The organism is Pseudomonas sp. SW-3, assembly GCF_016615645.1.
Taxonomy (GTDB): Bacteria; Pseudomonadota; Gammaproteobacteria; order Pseudomonadales; family Pseudomonadaceae; genus Aquipseudomonas; species Aquipseudomonas mandelii.
The window spans coordinates 6,116,504-6,130,629 of record NZ_CP067098.1; the positions used below are offsets into that span (position 1 = coordinate 6,116,504).

Annotated in this window: 14 protein-coding genes and 1 pseudogene; 6 read left to right on the plus strand and 9 right to left on the minus strand. The window is 59.8% G+C overall.

Annotated features, from left to right (window positions below; all coding sequences use genetic code 11):
* Positions 1 to 16: 16 nt before the first annotated feature.
* Positions 17 to 340: a DUF3392 domain-containing protein gene (locus JIO00_RS27775; protein WP_010466821.1), complete on the plus strand. Its 324-nt coding sequence runs from the start codon at positions 17 to 19 to the stop codon at positions 338 to 340.
* 135 nt (positions 341 to 475) lie between these two features.
* On the opposite strand, the gene JIO00_RS27780 is transcribed toward JIO00_RS27775, so the two are convergent.
* From JIO00_RS27780 to JIO00_RS27800, 5 genes are all read right to left on the minus strand, one after another.
* Positions 476 to 1,267 carry a hypothetical protein gene (locus tag JIO00_RS27780; protein WP_200667246.1) on the minus strand — a complete coding sequence of 264 codons (792 nt, stop codon included), beginning with the start codon at positions 1,265 to 1,267 and terminating at the stop codon, positions 476 to 478.
* Positions 1,268 to 1,454: 187 nt separating this feature from the next.
* A complete protein-coding gene (gene trmB / locus JIO00_RS27785; protein ID WP_010466817.1) occupies positions 1,455 to 2,180 on the minus strand; it encodes a tRNA (guanosine(46)-N7)-methyltransferase TrmB in 726 nt (241 codons plus the stop codon).
* A 9-nt stretch (positions 2,181 to 2,189) separates the two neighbouring features.
* Positions 2,190 to 2,984, minus strand: coding sequence for a thiazole synthase (locus JIO00_RS27790; protein ID WP_010466815.1), 795 nt, complete (start codon positions 2,982 to 2,984; stop codon positions 2,190 to 2,192).
* A gap of 60 nt (positions 2,985 to 3,044) precedes the next feature.
* Positions 3,045 to 3,245 carry a sulfur carrier protein ThiS gene (gene thiS, locus JIO00_RS27795; protein WP_007897898.1) on the minus strand — a complete coding sequence of 67 codons (201 nt, stop codon included), beginning with the start codon at positions 3,243 to 3,245 and terminating at the stop codon, positions 3,045 to 3,047.
* A gap of 90 nt (positions 3,246 to 3,335) precedes the next feature.
* Positions 3,336 to 3,707, minus strand: coding sequence for a DUF423 domain-containing protein (locus JIO00_RS27800; RefSeq protein ID WP_010466813.1), 372 nt, complete (start codon positions 3,705 to 3,707; stop codon positions 3,336 to 3,338).
* Positions 3,708 to 3,781: 74 nt separating this feature from the next.
* On the opposite strand from JIO00_RS27800, the gene mtgA reads away from it, so the two are divergent.
* The gene (mtgA, locus tag JIO00_RS27805) at positions 3,782 to 4,504 is read left to right on the plus strand and encodes a monofunctional biosynthetic peptidoglycan transglycosylase (protein WP_042932499.1); all 723 of its coding nucleotides are present in this window, start codon (positions 3,782 to 3,784) and stop codon (positions 4,502 to 4,504) included.
* A 200-nt stretch (positions 4,505 to 4,704) separates the two neighbouring features.
* On the opposite strand, the gene rpoH is transcribed toward mtgA, so the two are convergent.
* The 4 genes from rpoH to ftsY form a co-directional block, all read right to left on the minus strand.
* A complete protein-coding gene (gene rpoH, locus JIO00_RS27810) occupies positions 4,705 to 5,559 on the minus strand; it encodes an RNA polymerase sigma factor RpoH (RefSeq protein WP_007897890.1) in 855 nt (284 codons plus the stop codon).
* Positions 5,560 to 5,672: 113 nt separating this feature from the next.
* Entirely contained in the window at positions 5,673 to 6,695 is a 1,023-nt protein-coding gene (gene ftsX, locus JIO00_RS27815; RefSeq protein WP_010466810.1) for a permease-like cell division protein FtsX, read from the minus strand.
* A complete protein-coding gene (gene ftsE, locus JIO00_RS27820) occupies positions 6,692 to 7,363 on the minus strand; it encodes a cell division ATP-binding protein FtsE (protein WP_010466809.1) in 672 nt (223 codons plus the stop codon). The genes ftsX and ftsE overlap by 4 nt, the downstream gene beginning before the upstream one ends.
* On the minus strand, positions 7,360 to 8,865 hold the full coding sequence (gene ftsY, locus JIO00_RS27825) for a signal recognition particle-docking protein FtsY (protein ID WP_200667247.1): 1,506 nt from the start codon (positions 8,863 to 8,865) through the stop codon (positions 7,360 to 7,362). Before ftsY ends, ftsE begins: the two co-directional genes overlap by 4 nt.
* A gap of 342 nt (positions 8,866 to 9,207) precedes the next feature.
* On the opposite strand from ftsY, the gene JIO00_RS27830 reads away from it, so the two are divergent.
* The 4 genes and pseudogenes from JIO00_RS27830 to JIO00_RS27845 all read left to right on the plus strand — a co-directional run.
* On the plus strand, positions 9,208 to 10,563 hold the full coding sequence (locus JIO00_RS27830) for a M16 family metallopeptidase (RefSeq protein ID WP_154502074.1): 1,356 nt from the start codon (positions 9,208 to 9,210) through the stop codon (positions 10,561 to 10,563).
* Positions 10,556 to 12,046 carry a M16 family metallopeptidase gene (locus tag JIO00_RS27835; RefSeq protein WP_010466806.1) on the plus strand — a complete coding sequence of 497 codons (1,491 nt, stop codon included), beginning with the start codon at positions 10,556 to 10,558 and terminating at the stop codon, positions 12,044 to 12,046. The genes JIO00_RS27830 and JIO00_RS27835 overlap by 8 nt, the downstream gene beginning before the upstream one ends.
* A complete protein-coding gene (gene rsmD / locus JIO00_RS27840) occupies positions 12,046 to 12,657 on the plus strand; it encodes a 16S rRNA (guanine(966)-N(2))-methyltransferase RsmD (protein WP_010466805.1) in 612 nt (203 codons plus the stop codon). Before JIO00_RS27835 ends, rsmD begins: the two co-directional genes overlap by 1 nt.
* Before the next feature lie 147 nt (positions 12,658 to 12,804).
* A pseudogene (locus JIO00_RS27845) lies at positions 12,805 to 14,106 on the plus strand (M16 family metallopeptidase); the annotation flags it as partial.
* Positions 14,107 to 14,126: the final 20 nt, after the last annotated feature.

Genomic DNA, 14,126 nt, shown 5'->3' on the forward strand with positions numbered 1-14,126 from the left:
CCTTAGGGGAAAACGAATGGATTTGATACTCGACCTGCTCGCCACCGTCTCCCGCTGGAGCCGCAGCAACCTGTCGGAAATCTCTCTGGCGCTAGTGGGCTGTCTGCTGGTGTTGTTTGGCGCCGATATCAAAGGCTGGGTCGACCAACGCCTGGGCAGCATCGCCGGCGCCTTGCGCGTCCCGCTGATGGCATTGGTGTGCATGGTCGGCAGCGGCGTCGCGTTGATCTACGCCACCCCGTGGATCATCAAAGGCCTGAGCCAGTTCAACAACTACAGCCTGGCGCCGGTGTTGTTGGTGGTGCTGGTGCTGATCGGCGTCGTCGCCGACCGCCGCTGACCTTTGACTACACCCAAAACAACTGTGGGAGCGAGCCTGCTCGCGATGGCGTCATAACATTCAACATCTTCGTTGACTGTCAGACCGCCATCGCTGGCAAGCCCGCTCCCACATTTTTTGTATTGCGAATGCCCTTTATGGCTTGCCCACGGACTTGGCTTCGCTTCGGATCCTGGCACTGATCCCCATAAAGTCGTGGCAGCCCAACGCTTCGGCCTTGTCCAGATACACAACATTCTGACGGTCGAGCCTGCCACTCTCATTGACTCGGCTCATTGCCAGAATGTAATTGGCCTCGGCCCGGTACTGATCTTCGGTCAGCATCAATGCGACAGCACGCGCCTGCAAGGACCCTATCACTCGTTCTTTTGACAAGCCTGGCTGCAAGTCCTGAAAGCACAGGGCGCGCTTGGCCGGCATCGGATAAAAATCAGCAAAAATATCTGGCTCCTGAAGCAGCTCCTCAAGCGTCTGCAAATATTTCAAGTGACCGGCATCGCGTCGGTCAGACTTCATCGAGTCCTGATCGCACCGATGGAAGTAGGCGACGGCTGCCGCCAAAAAGCCTTGATCCATGGCTTTTTCATAAAGCTCACAGGTTTCCCTGCGCTGTTGTTCGGTAGGGCCCGGTTTGCTCAGGGTATTAGCCAGCAAATAGCTCGCGATGGGATGCCCACCGTCAGACGCCATCTTCAAATTGTATTTGAAGGCCTCCAGATCACCTTCCATGTTGCCTATTTGCTCGGGCTTGTTCTTGAAATCCAGCTCCCCGCTTGCTTCCAGCCTGACCAACTCATCCGAGTTACGTTTGATTTGATCAGCTGCATCCTGGGCACGTTGAAAGTAGTCGTCGATCGTCAGCGTCTGTCCGTGAGCCATTGAAGGCAGGGCGATGAACAACAGGATGCAGACGAGGATGAATTTCAAAACCTTGTCTTCCTTTACAATTGGGGGCATAGAGCTTTCGGCGGCCAGACGCCGATCTTGAACACTGCATAAAGCAAATGTGGGAGCGAGCCTGCTCGCGAAGGCGTCGTCACATTCAACATTATCGTTGACTGTCAGACCGCCATCGCGAGCAGGCTCGCTCCCACAGTTTTTATAGCGTTACGGCTCAGGACTGTTTTTCGAACTTCAGGTCCCAAACGCCATGCCCAAGTCGCTCGCCGCGGCGTTCGAACTTGGTGATCGGGCGTTCAGCCGGGCGCGGAACGCACTTGCCGTCTTCGGCCAGGTTTCGATAACCCGGCGCGACGTTCATCACTTCCAGCATGTACTCGGCGTAGGGTTCCCAGTCGGTGGCCATGTGCAGAATGCCGCCGACTTTCAGCTTGCTGCGCACCAGCTCAGCGAACGACGCCTGAACGATACGACGTTTGTGGTGACGGCTCTTGTGCCATGGATCCGGGAAAAACAGCATCAGGCGATCGAGGCTGTTGTCGGCCACGCAACGGTTGAGCACTTCGATTGCATCGCAATCGTAGACCCGCAGGTTGGTCAAGCCCTGCGTCAGAACGCCATTGAGCAGCGCGCCGACACCCGGACGGTGCACTTCCACGCCAATGAAATCCTGTTCTGGCGAGGCCGCGGCCATTTCCAGCAGCGAATGGCCCATGCCGAAACCGATTTCCAGCGAGCGCGGCGCCGAGCGACCGAACACTTGGTCGAAGTCTACCGGCGCGTCGGCCAATGGCAGCACGAACAGCGGCGTGCCCTGGTCCAGACCGCGTTGCTGGCCTTCGGTCATGCGCCCGGCGCGCATCACGAAACTCTTGATGCGGCGGTGTTGGCGCTCGTCGCCTTCTTCCGTCTGGATTGGCGTGTCGTTTGATTCAGTCATCAATGGCTCTTACTTGATCAGACCATCCAGCGGCGAGGAGGCGCTGGCATAGAGTTTTTTCGGCATGCGACCGGCGAGGTAGGCCAGGCGGCCCGCGACGATGGCGTGTTTCATGGCTTCAGCCATCATGATCGGCTGCTGGGCGTGGGCGATGGCCGAGTTCATCAGCACGGCTTCGCAACCCAGTTCCATGGCGATGGTGGCGTCGGAAGCGGTACCGACACCGGCATCCACCAGCACGGGAATCTTGGCTTCTTCGAGGATGATCTGCAGGTTGTACGGGTTGCAGATCCCCAGGCCCGAACCGATCAGACCGGCGAGCGGCATGACCGCGATGCAGCCGATTTCCGCCAATTGACGGGCGATGATCGGGTCATCGCTGGTATAGACCATCACGTCGAAGCCTTCCTTGACCAGCGTTTCGGCGGCCTTGAGGGTTTCGATCACGTTGGGGAACAGGGTTTTCTGGTCGGCCAGCACTTCCAGCTTCACCAGATTGTGCCCATCGAGCAGCTCACGGGCCAGGCGGCAGGTGCGCACGGCTTCGATGGCGTCGTAGCAGCCCGCGGTGTTCGGCAGGAAGGTGTAGCGATCCGGCGACAGCACTTCGAGCAGGTTCGGCTCGCCTTCGATCTGGCCCAGATTGGTACGGCGCACGGCGAAGGTGACGATCTCGGCACCCGAAGCTTCGATGGCCAGGCGGGTTTCTTCCATGTCGCGGTACTTGCCGGTGCCTACCAGCAAACGCGACTGGTAAGTACGACCGGCCAGGACGAAGGGCTTGTCGCTACGAACGATGCTCATGGGAAATCCTCTGTAGGGGTGAGGTTCTTGCAGAATTCTGTGCCCTTGCGGGCCGGGCGACTAGCCGCCGCCGATGGCGTGGACCACTTCGACGGAATCGCCATCGTTGAGCGTGGTTTCTGCATGCTGGCTGCGCGGGACGATATCCAGATTGAGTTCGACCGCCACCCGGCGTCCGGTCAGCTCCAGACGGGTCAGCAGGGCCGCAACGGTTTCACCGTCGGGCAGTTCAAGGGATTCGCCGTTCAACTGAATGCGCATACCGAATGCCGCCATCATTTTTAGGGGCTGGCATTCTAGCCCGATCAGTCTTGGCGACCCAAGCCATTCGTCATGAAATGGACTGCCCGGTCAGCTCAACCGCCAGGCGGCAAGCCCCAGGCAGAACCAGCCGACCAGGAATGCCAGTCCGCCGAAGGGGGTGACGATCCCCAGCTTGCTGACGCCGGTCAGGGTCAGCAAATACAGGCTGCCGGAAAACAGCAGGATGCCGATGGCAAACGAAGCGCCGGCCCAAGTGATCAAGCGTCCCGGAATCTGCGTGGCCAGCAGCGCCACACCCAGCAACGCCAGGGTGTGCACCAGTTGGTAGGTGACGCCGGTATGGAAAATCGCCAGGTACTCGGGAGTCAGACGGTTTTTCAGGCCGTGGGCGGCGAACGCGCCAAGGGCAACGCCGGTGAAGCCGAAGAAAGCGGCCAGCATCAGAAAGCCACGCAGCATGAAGAACTCCAGTCAGACTCGATCCACAGGGTCTGTATAATGGCCCGCTCAACGGGTTCGGCCAAGTCATCTCTATGCTGCGTTTATTTTTAAGACGATTTACCAAGGCCGTGCTCTGGTTCGCGGCCGGCAGCGTGCTGCTGGTGCTGATCTTTCGCGTAGTCCCGCCACCGGGAACGGCATTGATGGTCGAGCGCAAGGTCGAATCCTGGTTCGACGGCGAGCCCATTGACTTGCAGCGCACCTGGAAGCCCTGGGATGAAATCTCTGACGACCTGAAAGTCGCCGTGATCGCGGGCGAGGATCAGAAATTCCCGGAGCACTGGGGTTTTGACTTTGGTGCGATCCAGAAAGCCCTGGCCCATAATGAGCTCGGTGGTTCGATTCGCGGTGCCAGCACTCTGAGCCAGCAAGTCTCGAAGAATCTGTTTTTGTGGTCCGGCCGCAGTTGGCTGCGTAAAGGCCTGGAGGCGTGGTTCACCGGGTTGATCGAGGTGCTCTGGCCCAAGCAGCGGATTCTTGAGGTGTACCTGAACAGCGTCGAGTGGGATGACGGAGTGTTTGGCGCGGAAGCGGCGGCCCGGCATCACTTTGGTGTGAGCGCTAAAGGTCTTAGTCGCCAGCAATCGAGCTTGCTCGCGGCGGTGCTGCCAAACCCGCGGGTGTGGAGTGCAAGCCATCCGACCAACTATGTTGCGCGTCGGGCCGGGTGGATTCGGCAGCAGATGAGCCAGTTGGGTGGCGATAGCTATCTGGTTGGCATTAATGATTCACGCCGGGCACCTTGGTCCCAATAACGAGTCCGAGACGACGCAAATCACCTGTAGGAGCGAGGCTTGCCCGCGAAGGCGGTATGTCAGCCAACCCCTTCATCGACTGATACACCGCCTTCGCGAGCAAGGCTCGCCCCTACAGGAAGCGGCTTGTTACTAGTAGGCACACACAAAAACGCCCCGATCATCACTGATCGGGGCGTTTTTTATTGCCGCTTCGCAGGTCAGGCGGCGATCGACAACTTGAGCTTGTTCATCGCGCTCTTTTCAAGCTGACGAATACGCTCGGCCGACACGTTGTACTTCTGCGCCAGGTCATGCAGCGTGGCTTTCTCTTCCGCCAACCAACGCTGGTAGAGGATGTCACGGCTGCGGTCGTCCAGCACTTCGAGCGCTTCGTGCAGGTTGTGATTGGAGTTGTCGCTCCAGTCGGCATCTTCCAATTGACGCGCCGGGTCGTACCGGTGGTCTTCCAGGTAGTTGGCCGGCGACTGGAAAGCGCTGTCGTCGTCCGCTTCCGCGGCCGGGTCGAAGGCCATGTCATGGCCGGTCAGGCGACTTTCCATCTCGCGCACTTCCCGCGGCTCTACGCCGAGGCTTTCCGCCACACGGTGGACTTCCTCGTTGTTCAGCCACGCCAGACGTTTCTTCTGGCTGCGCAGGTTGAAGAACAGCTTGCGCTGGGCCTTGGTGGTCGCGACTTTCACAATGCGCCAGTTGCGCAGGATGAACTCGTGAATTTCCGCCTTGATCCAGTGCACTGCGAACGAAACCAGACGCACACCCATTTCCGGGTTGAAGCGCTTCACCGCCTTCATCAGACCGACGTTACCTTCCTGGATCAGGTCAGCCTGAGCCAGGCCGTAGCCGGAATAGCTACGGGCGATATGTACAACAAAACGCAGGTGGGCGAGCACCATCTGCCGAGCCGCCCCCAAATCCTGCTCATAATAGAGACTCTCGGCCAGTTCACGCTCCTGCTCCGGAGTCAGCAATGGAATGCTGTTCACGGTGTGCACATAGGCCTCCAGGTTCGCACCCGGGACCAGAGCATATGCAGGTTGCAAAGAATTGGTCATACGAAAAAACCTCCGACTTACATAACTCGTGCAGTTCAGCACTGCGAAAATTGACCGGAAACCGAAAGACAAGTTCCCATAAACGCTGAAAGGTCAATACGAGCAAAATGATACTACTTAGGCGCAAGCTCCCTCAGGTGGCGTGCGACTGCAATCCATGCACCGATATACCCCAACAGCACCGCGCCAAGCAAGAGAGACAGACCGTCGGCAACTGGCACTCCGGCCAGCGCGAAATCACTGCCATACAAACCGGCCAGCCCGACAACTGCGTCGTTCAGCCAATCAAGGCCAAACGCCAATACACCCCAGGAAAGAATCCCCGCACCGAAGCCATAAAGCGCACCCATGTACAGAAAGGGCCTGCGCACATAGCTGTCTGTGCCGCCGACGAGTTTAATCACTTCTATCTCTGTGCGGCGGTTTTCAATATGAAGACGAATGGTATTGCCTATCACCAAAAGTAATGCAGAAACCAGAAGCACGGTCAGACCGAAGACAAAACGGTCACCCAGCTTGAGGATCGCTGCCAGACGCTCGACCCAGACTAGATCAAGTTGAGCCTGTTGTACCTTGGGCAGCTCGGAAAGTTTTTGTCGTAATGCTTCAAGCGCGGGCTTGTCGACTTCGTTCGGGGTCACCAGCACCACGCCTGGCAGCGGGTTTTCCGGCAGTTCCTTAAGCGCCTCGCCCAGTCCGGACTGCTGCTGGAACTCTTCCAGCGCCTGATCTCGGCCGATATATTCAGCATCGGCTACGCCAGGCATGCCTTTGATCTGCTCGCGCAACGACTCGCCTTCAGCCGGGCTGGCCTCGAGTTGCAGGTACAGGGAAATCTGCGCCGCTCGCTGCCAGGAACCGCCGAGACGCTCGACGTTACTCAGCAAAAGTGACAGGCCCATCGGCAAGCTCAGGGCGACCGCCATCACCATGCAGGTGAAAAAGCTGCCGATTGGCTGTTTACCCAACCGACGCAAGCTGTCCAGCAGACTGGCGCGATGGCTTTCAACCCAGGCACGAAACAACGTCGCGAAATCCGGGCCGTCGTCATCGTTGCGCTTTTTCTTCTGCGGTTGCGGATCGGCGGCTTTCGGTGCCACGCGCTCGGAAACCTTGGGGCTGCGTGTCGCACTCATACGCCCGCCTCCCCGTCGCCGATCAATCGGCCGCGTTGCAGGGTCAGCATCCGATGACGCATGCGGGCGATCAAGGCCAGGTCGTGACTGGCGATCAGCACGCTGGTGCCCAGGCGGTTGATGTCTTCGAACACGCCCATGATCTCGGCCGCCAGACGCGGATCGAGGTTACCGGTGGGTTCGTCCGCCAGCAGCAAGGCCGGACGGTGGACGATGGCGCGAGCGATGCCGACGCGCTGTTGCTGCCCGGTGGACAAGTCGCCGGGGTACAGATCGGTTTTATCCGACAGCGCGACACGCTCAAGCGCCGAATCCACACGTTTGACGATCTCGGCCTTGGACAGCCCAAGAATCTGTAACGGCAGAGCGACGTTGTTGAACACCGTGCGATCAAACAGCAGTTGGTGGTTCTGGAACACCACGCCAATCTGCCGGCGCAAGTACGGAATCTGCGCATTGCTGATGGTGGCGAGGTCCTGGCCGGCCAGCAGCAATTTGCCGGTGGTCGGACGTTCCATCGCCAGCAGCAGCCGCAACAAGGTGCTTTTACCGGCGCCGGAATGGCCGGTTACAAACAAGAATTCGCCCCGACGGACTCGAAAGCTCAGCTCATGCAAGCCGACGTGACCGTTCGGGTAGCGTTTACCGACCTGTTCGAAACGAATCATGAACGCTCCCGCTCGGCAAACAGTGCCTGGACAAAGGGTTCTGCTTCAAAAGTACGCAAGTCATCGATGCCTTCACCGACGCCGATGTAGCGAATCGGCAAACCAAATTGCTTGGCCAGGGCGAAAATCACCCCGCCCTTGGCGGTGCCATCGAGCTTGGTCAGCGCCAGGCCGGTCAGTTCGACGGTCTGGTTGAATTGCTTGGCTTGGCTGATTGCGTTCTGGCCAGTACCGGCGTCGAGCACCAAGAGCACTTCGTGCGGCGCGTCAGCGTCGAGTTTGCTGATAACCCGGCGAACCTTTTTCAGCTCTTCCATCAAATTGTCTTTGGTGTGCAGGCGACCGGCGGTGTCGGCGATCAGCACATCAATGCCACGGGCCTTGGCGGCCTGTACGGCGTCGAAGATAACCGAAGCGGAGTCGGCACCGGTGTGCTGGGCGATGACCGGGATCTTGTTGCGCTCGCCCCAGACCTGCAATTGCTCAACGGCGGCGGCGCGGAAGGTGTCACCGGCCGCGAGCATGACTTTCTTGCCTTCGAGTTGCAGCTTCTTCGCCAGTTTGCCAATGGTGGTGGTTTTGCCGGCACCGTTGACGCCGACCACCAGAATCACGAAAGGCTTGTTCTGCGAGGTGATTTTCAGCGGCTGCTCGACAGGCTTGAGCATCGCGGCGAGTTCAGCCTGCAGGGATTTGTACAGCGCGTCGGCATCGGCCAGCTCCTTGCGCGCAACCTTTTGGGTCAGGCGCTGGATGATGACCGAGGTCGCCTCGACCCCGACGTCGGCGGTCAGCAGACGGGTTTCGATGTCTTCGAGCAGTTCGTCATCGATGATTTTCTTGCCCAGGAACAGGCTGGCCATGCCTTCGCCAATGCTGGCGCTGGTCTTGGACAGGCCTTGCTTGAGGCGGGCGAAGAAACCGGCTTTGGTTTCTTCGCTACGCGGCGGCTCGGCCGGGACTTCGGCGGGAACTGCGGGCGCGGCGACTACCGGAGCAATGACAGGAGCAGGCGCAGGCGCAGGTGCTTCAACCACAGGAGCGACGAACGCAGGAATCACAGACTCTGGAACAACCGGCTCAGGCTCAGTCACGATAACCGGCGCGACAACCGGCTCAACCACCGGCACCTGAACGGGCTCGGAGGCAAACGCGGTCGGTGCAGGAATCGTCGGCGTCACATGCGGCGCCAGCTCATCTTCGACCAAGGCCACCGGCTCTTCCGCCACTGGCAACGTCAGCCACGGCTCTGGAGCGGGTGCCAGCGGATGCTCGGCAATGACTTCGGGTTCAGCCCCGGCGACCGGCTGCAGCAGCGGCTCGGCCATCGGCAAGACAACCGGCGCCGGCGCTTCTTCTATTACCGGCGCGGGTGTTGGCTCAGGAATTGGCTGTGGCTGTTCGACGACGGGTTCCTGCGGCTTTTTGCGCAGCCATCCGAACAGGCTTTTCTTCTCGCCAGCCGCAGCTGGGGTCTTCTTGTCGTCGTTGGAACCAAACATGGAGGACGGCTATCTCACGGTAGCGACGCGCCAAAGGGCGCCCCGGCAAATAAATATTCGATGCAGAACAGACTGCGATTGACCCAGCTTGTTCACGCGCAACATTTTGTCGAGGTGCAAACAGCACCTCAAAGGTTGACTAATACGAAGGACTGGTACGGCATCTTCTGCGAAAACGCAGAGTTTAGCTGACAAACCCAAGGTTCCGCAGGTAACCCATGCAACCGTCCGGCCGATCAAAGGCCTGATAGACGTGGCCGCCAGTAAAACGGACCAGTATCCTAGCACCCTCTCGCCCGCCGACGCTAAGCCAAGCGGGCAGCTCAACAGGTTTAAAAACGAATGAATGCTTTAGCCCGCCGCGCTGCAGGCCTGCTGCTCAGCACAGTTTGTCTGCCCCTCTCGGCCCTGGCTGCCGATCCACAACCCACCCACGAATTCACTCTGGATAACGGCCTGAAGGTCGTTGTGCGCGAAGACCATCGTGCGCCAGTGGTGGTTTCCCAAGTCTGGTACAAGGTCGGCTCGAGTTACGAGACGCCGGGCCAGACCGGTTTGTCCCACGCCCTCGAACACATGATGTTCAAGGGCAGCGAGAAAGTCGGCCCCGGCGAAGCGTCGCTGATCCTGCGCGACCTCGGTGCCGAAGAGAACGCGTTCACCAGCGATGACTTCACCGCGTATTACCAAGTGCTGGCCCGCGACCGCCTGGGCGTGGCCTTCGAGCTGGAAGCCGACCGCATGGCCACCCTGCGCCTGCCGGCCGACGAGTTCGCCCGCGAGATCGAAGTCATCAAGGAAGAACGTCGCCTGCGCACCGACGATAAACCGATGTCCAAGGCCTACGAACGCTTCAAGGCCATGGCTTTCCCGGCCAGCGGTTACCACACGCCGACCATCGGCTGGATGGCTGACCTGGACCGCATGAAAGTCGAAGAGCTGCGCCACTGGTACCAATCCTGGTACGTGCCGAACAACGCCACGCTGGTGGTGGTCGGCGACGTGACCCCGGACGAAGTCAAAACCCTGGCCCAGCGCTATTTCGGCCCGATCGCCAAACGCGATGTGCCAGCGGCGAAAATCCCGCTGGAACTGGCCGAGCCTGGCGAACGCCAGATCACCCTTCACGTACAGACCCAGTTGCCGAGCCTGATGCTGGGCTTCAACGTGCCGAGCATCGCCACCGCCGAAGACAAGCGCTCGGTGAATGCCTTGCGCCTGATCTCGGCCCTGCTCGACGGCGGCTACAGCGGACGCATCCCGACGCAACTGGAGCGCGGCGAAGAACTGGTGTCCGGTGGTTCGTCGAGTTACGACGCTTACACTCGCGGCGACAGTCTGTTTACCCTGTCGGCCACGCCGAACACCCAGAAAAAGAAAACCATGGACCAGGTCGAAGCGGGCCTGTGGAAGCTGCTCGATCAGCTGAAAACCACTGCGCCGTCCGCCGAAGAACTGGAACGCGTCCGCGCCCAGGTCATCGCCGGCCTGGTCTACGAGCGTGATTCGATCACCAGTCAGGCCACCTCCATCGGCCAATTGGAAACCGTCGGCCTGTCCTGGAAACTCATGGACACCGAACTCGCCGACCTGGAAAGCGTGACACCGCAAGACATCCAGAAAGCCGCCAAGCTGTATTTCACCCGCGAACGTCTCAGCGTCGCCCATGTACTGCCACTGGAGACGACTCATGAGTGAGCGTAAAAAATCCCGTCTGGTCCTGATCGGCCTGATCGCAGTCGCCCTGATCGGCTCTGCTGCGTTCTATTTGTCGAAAAGCGAAGACTCCACGGCCAGCGAAGCCCTAGACAAGGCCAAGTCCAGCCAGAAGCTGCAATCGCTGAGTGAACTCGACGGTAAGGCGCCGAGCCACCGTTCGCTCGACGTACAGACCTGGAACACCGCCGAAGGCGCCAAGGTGATGTTCGTCGAAGCCCGCGAGCTGCCGATGTTCGACCTGCGCCTGATTTTCGCCGCCGGCAGCAGCCAGGACGGCAACGCGCCCGGTCTGGCACTGCTGACCAACGCGATGCTCAACGAAGGTGTGGCCGGAAAAGATGTCGGCGCCATCGCTCAAGGCTTCGAAGGCCTGGGCGCAGACTTTGGCAACGGCGCCTTTAAAGACATGGCACTGGCTTCCCTGCGCAGCCTCAGCGCCGCAGACAAGCGCGAACCCGCGCTGAAACTGTTCTCCGACGTCGTCGGCAAACCAACCTTCCCTGCCGACTCCTTTGCGCGCATCAAGAACCAGATGCTTGCCGGTTTCGAATACCAGAAGCAGAACCCGGGCAAACTGGCGAGCCTGGAGCTGATGAACCGCTTGTACGGCGATCACCCCTACGCGCATTCCAGCGACGGCACGGCGACAACCGTCCCGGCGATTACCGTGGCGCAAGTCAAGGCGTTCCACGAGAAAGCCTACGCAGCCGGCAACGTGGTGATTGCGCTGGTGGGTGATTTGTCCCGCGCCGAAGCCGAGGCGATTGCCGCGCAAGTCTCCAGCGCGTTGCCGAAAGGCCCGGCACTGGCGAAAATTGCGCAGCCTGAAGAACCGAAAGCCAGCATCGGCCACATCGAGTTCCCGTCCAAGCAGACCAACCTGATGCTTGCGCAACTGGGCATCGACCGTGACGATCCGGACTACGCCGCACTGTCCCTGGGCAACCAGATCCTCGGCGGCGGTGGTTTCGGCACCCGATTGATGAGTGAAGTGCGCGAGAAACGTGGCCTGGCCTACGGCGTCTATTCGGGCTTCACCCCGATGCAGGCACGCGGCCCGTTCATGATCAACTTGCAAACCCGCGCCGAGATGAGTGAAGGCACGTTGAAACTGGTGCAGGACGTACTCGCCGACTACCTTAAAACCGGCCCGACCCAGAAAGAACTCGACGACGCCAAGCGTGAACTGGCCGGCAGCTTCCCGCTGTCCACGGCCAGCAACGCCGACATCGTCGGCCAGCTCGGCGCCATGGGTTTCTACAACCTGCCGCTGAGTTATCTGAATGACTTCATGCGTGAGTCGCAGAGCCTGACTGTCGAACAGGTCAAAGCCGCACTGAACAAACACTTGAGCACGGACAAAATGGTCATCGTCAGCGCTGGCCCGACCGTGCCGCAAAAGCCGTTACCGGCCCCAACTGATAAACCTGCCGAGCAGCCGCTCGGGGTTCCGGAGCATTGATGGCCACTCGTCCTAAGAAACCTGTTCACAACGTCCACAACGGAGTGAACCAATTGCGCATCATCGGCGGCGAATGGGGCAGCCGGAAGCTGAGCTTCCCCGACGCCCCGGGCCTGCGCCCAACCCCGGACCGGGTGCGTGAAACCCTGTTCAACTGGCTCGCGCCTTACATCGCGGGCGCCAAGGTGCTTGATCCATTCGCCGGCAGCGGCGCGTTGTTCCTTGAGGCGCTGTCCCGTGGCGCGGCGATGGGCCAGGCACTGGACGCCAGCAACATCGCGGTCTCAAGCATCAAGGAACATCTGGGCACCCTGCGCTGCACCACCGGCCAGATTCAGACGGCCGATGCCTTGCGCTATCTGGAGACCCAGACCGCGACCGCCTACGACGTGGTGTTCCTCGACCCACCGTTCAATCAGAACCTGTTGCCGGCCGTTTGCACGCTGCTGGAAGAGCGCCAATGGCTGGCGGACGATGCGTGGGTGTACACCGAAAGCGAAACAGCACCCTCGACGCTCGGCCTGCCGGCCAACTGGCGCCTGCACCGTGAGCAGAAATCCGGGCGCGTCTACTATTCGTTGTGGCAGCGAAGCACTGAAATATCTTCTTAAAAGAGTAACCTGGACAGGTGAACCGCCTGTCCAGGGTGCCCTCCCGTTTTTTCAAACAGCAACATAACCAGTTTGCTTAGCTCTTTTCCTTTCGTTCACTGTGAACCTGCGAAACAACTCGCATGGACGCAAAGGACTGTTAACGGAATGAATGCATCAGCTAACGAGACAACTTCCAGTTCAACTACCGAGTTCACACTCGACAATGGCCTCAAGGTCATCGTGCGCGAGGATCATCGGGCACCGGTGGTAGCTTCCCAGGTCTGGTACAAGGTCGGCGCCAGCTACGAGCCTCCGGGTCAGACCGGCTTGTCCCACGCTCTGGAACACATGATGTTCATGGGCAGCAAAAAAGTCGGCCCAGGCAAAATCTTGCCGCTCCTGCGCGAGCTCGGTATCCAATTCAACGCCTTCACCAGCAACGACTCCACCGCGTACTACCAGACGCTGGCTCGAGATCGTCTGAGCGTGGCCTTCGAACTGGAAGCGGACCGCATGGCCAATCTGCTCCTGCCGGTCGACGAGTTCGTCCGGGAGATTGAAGTCATTAAAGAAGAACGTCGCCTGACCACTGATGACAAACCAATGGACAATGCCTACGAACGCTTCAAAGCGATGGCCTACCCGTCCAGCGGTTATCACACGCCGACCATCGGCTGGATGGCGGACCTCGACCGGATGAAGATCGAAGAGCTGCGCCACTGGTATCAATCCTGGTATGCGCCGAACAACGCCACGCTGGTGGTTGTCGGCGACGTGACCCCGCACGAAGTCAAAGCCCAGGCCCAGCGCTACTTCGGCGCGATCGCCAGACGCGATGTGCCGGCCGCGAAAAGACCGCTGGAACTGGCCAAGCCCGGCCAACGCCAAATCACTCTGCACGTGAAGACCCCACTGCCCAGCTTGATGCTGGCCTTCAACGTGCCGAGCATCGCCACCGCCGAAGACAAACGCTCAGTGAATGCCTTGCGTATGATTTCGGCCTTGCTCGGCAACGGCCACAGCTCACGCATCCCAATGCAACTGCAACGCGTTGAAGAGCTGGTGTCCGACGGTTCGTCGAGTTATAGCGCTTACACCCGGGGTGACAGCCTGTTCCTCCTGTCGGCAACACCCAACAGCCGTAAAAACAAAACCATCGCCCAGGCCGAAGCCGGTTTGTGGAGGCTGCTCGAACAGCTGAAAATCACTGCGCCGTCCACTGAAGAACTGGGACGCGTACGCGCGCAGGTCATCGCCGGGCTGGTTTACGAGCGCGACTCAATCACCCGCCAGGCCACCGCTATCGGTCGACTGGAAACCTTCGGCCTGTCGTGGAAACTGATGGACACCGAACTGGCCGAACTGGAAAGCGTAACGCCAGAAGACATCCAGAAAGCCGCCAAGCTGTATTTCACCCGCGAGCGGCTCAGCGTCGCCCATGTACTGCCAATGGAGGTGAATAAAGAGGATGGGGATGAGTCCGGCGC

Coding starts and splice junctions, on each gene's coding strand:
- JIO00_RS27790 (WP_010466815.1), bottom strand. CDS start 2,984: ATGAGCATCGTTCGTAGCGACAAGCCCTTCGTCCTGGCCGGTCGTACT.
- ftsE (WP_010466809.1), bottom strand. CDS start 7,363: ATGATTCGTTTCGAACAGGTCGGTAAACGCTACCCGAACGGTCACGTC.
- ftsX (WP_010466810.1), bottom strand. CDS start 6,695: ATGAGTGCGACACGCAGCCCCAAGGTTTCCGAGCGCGTGGCACCGAAA.
- JIO00_RS27835 (WP_010466806.1), top strand. CDS start 10,556: ATGAGTGAGCGTAAAAAATCCCGTCTGGTCCTGATCGGCCTGATCGCA.
- JIO00_RS27830 (WP_154502074.1), top strand. CDS start 9,208: ATGAATGCTTTAGCCCGCCGCGCTGCAGGCCTGCTGCTCAGCACAGTT.
- JIO00_RS27800 (WP_010466813.1), bottom strand. CDS start 3,707: ATGCTGCGTGGCTTTCTGATGCTGGCCGCTTTCTTCGGCTTCACCGGC.
- ftsY (WP_200667247.1), bottom strand. CDS start 8,865: ATGTTTGGTTCCAACGACGACAAGAAGACCCCAGCTGCGGCTGGCGAG.
- JIO00_RS27775 (WP_010466821.1), top strand. CDS start 17: ATGGATTTGATACTCGACCTGCTCGCCACCGTCTCCCGCTGGAGCCGC.
- thiS (WP_007897898.1), bottom strand. CDS start 3,245: ATGCGCATTCAGTTGAACGGCGAATCCCTTGAACTGCCCGACGGTGAA.
- trmB (WP_010466817.1), bottom strand. CDS start 2,180: ATGACTGAATCAAACGACACGCCAATCCAGACGGAAGAAGGCGACGAG.
- rpoH (WP_007897890.1), bottom strand. CDS start 5,559: ATGACCAATTCTTTGCAACCTGCATATGCTCTGGTCCCGGGTGCGAAC.
- rsmD (WP_010466805.1), top strand. CDS start 12,046: ATGGCCACTCGTCCTAAGAAACCTGTTCACAACGTCCACAACGGAGTG.
- mtgA (WP_042932499.1), top strand. CDS start 3,782: ATGCTGCGTTTATTTTTAAGACGATTTACCAAGGCCGTGCTCTGGTTC.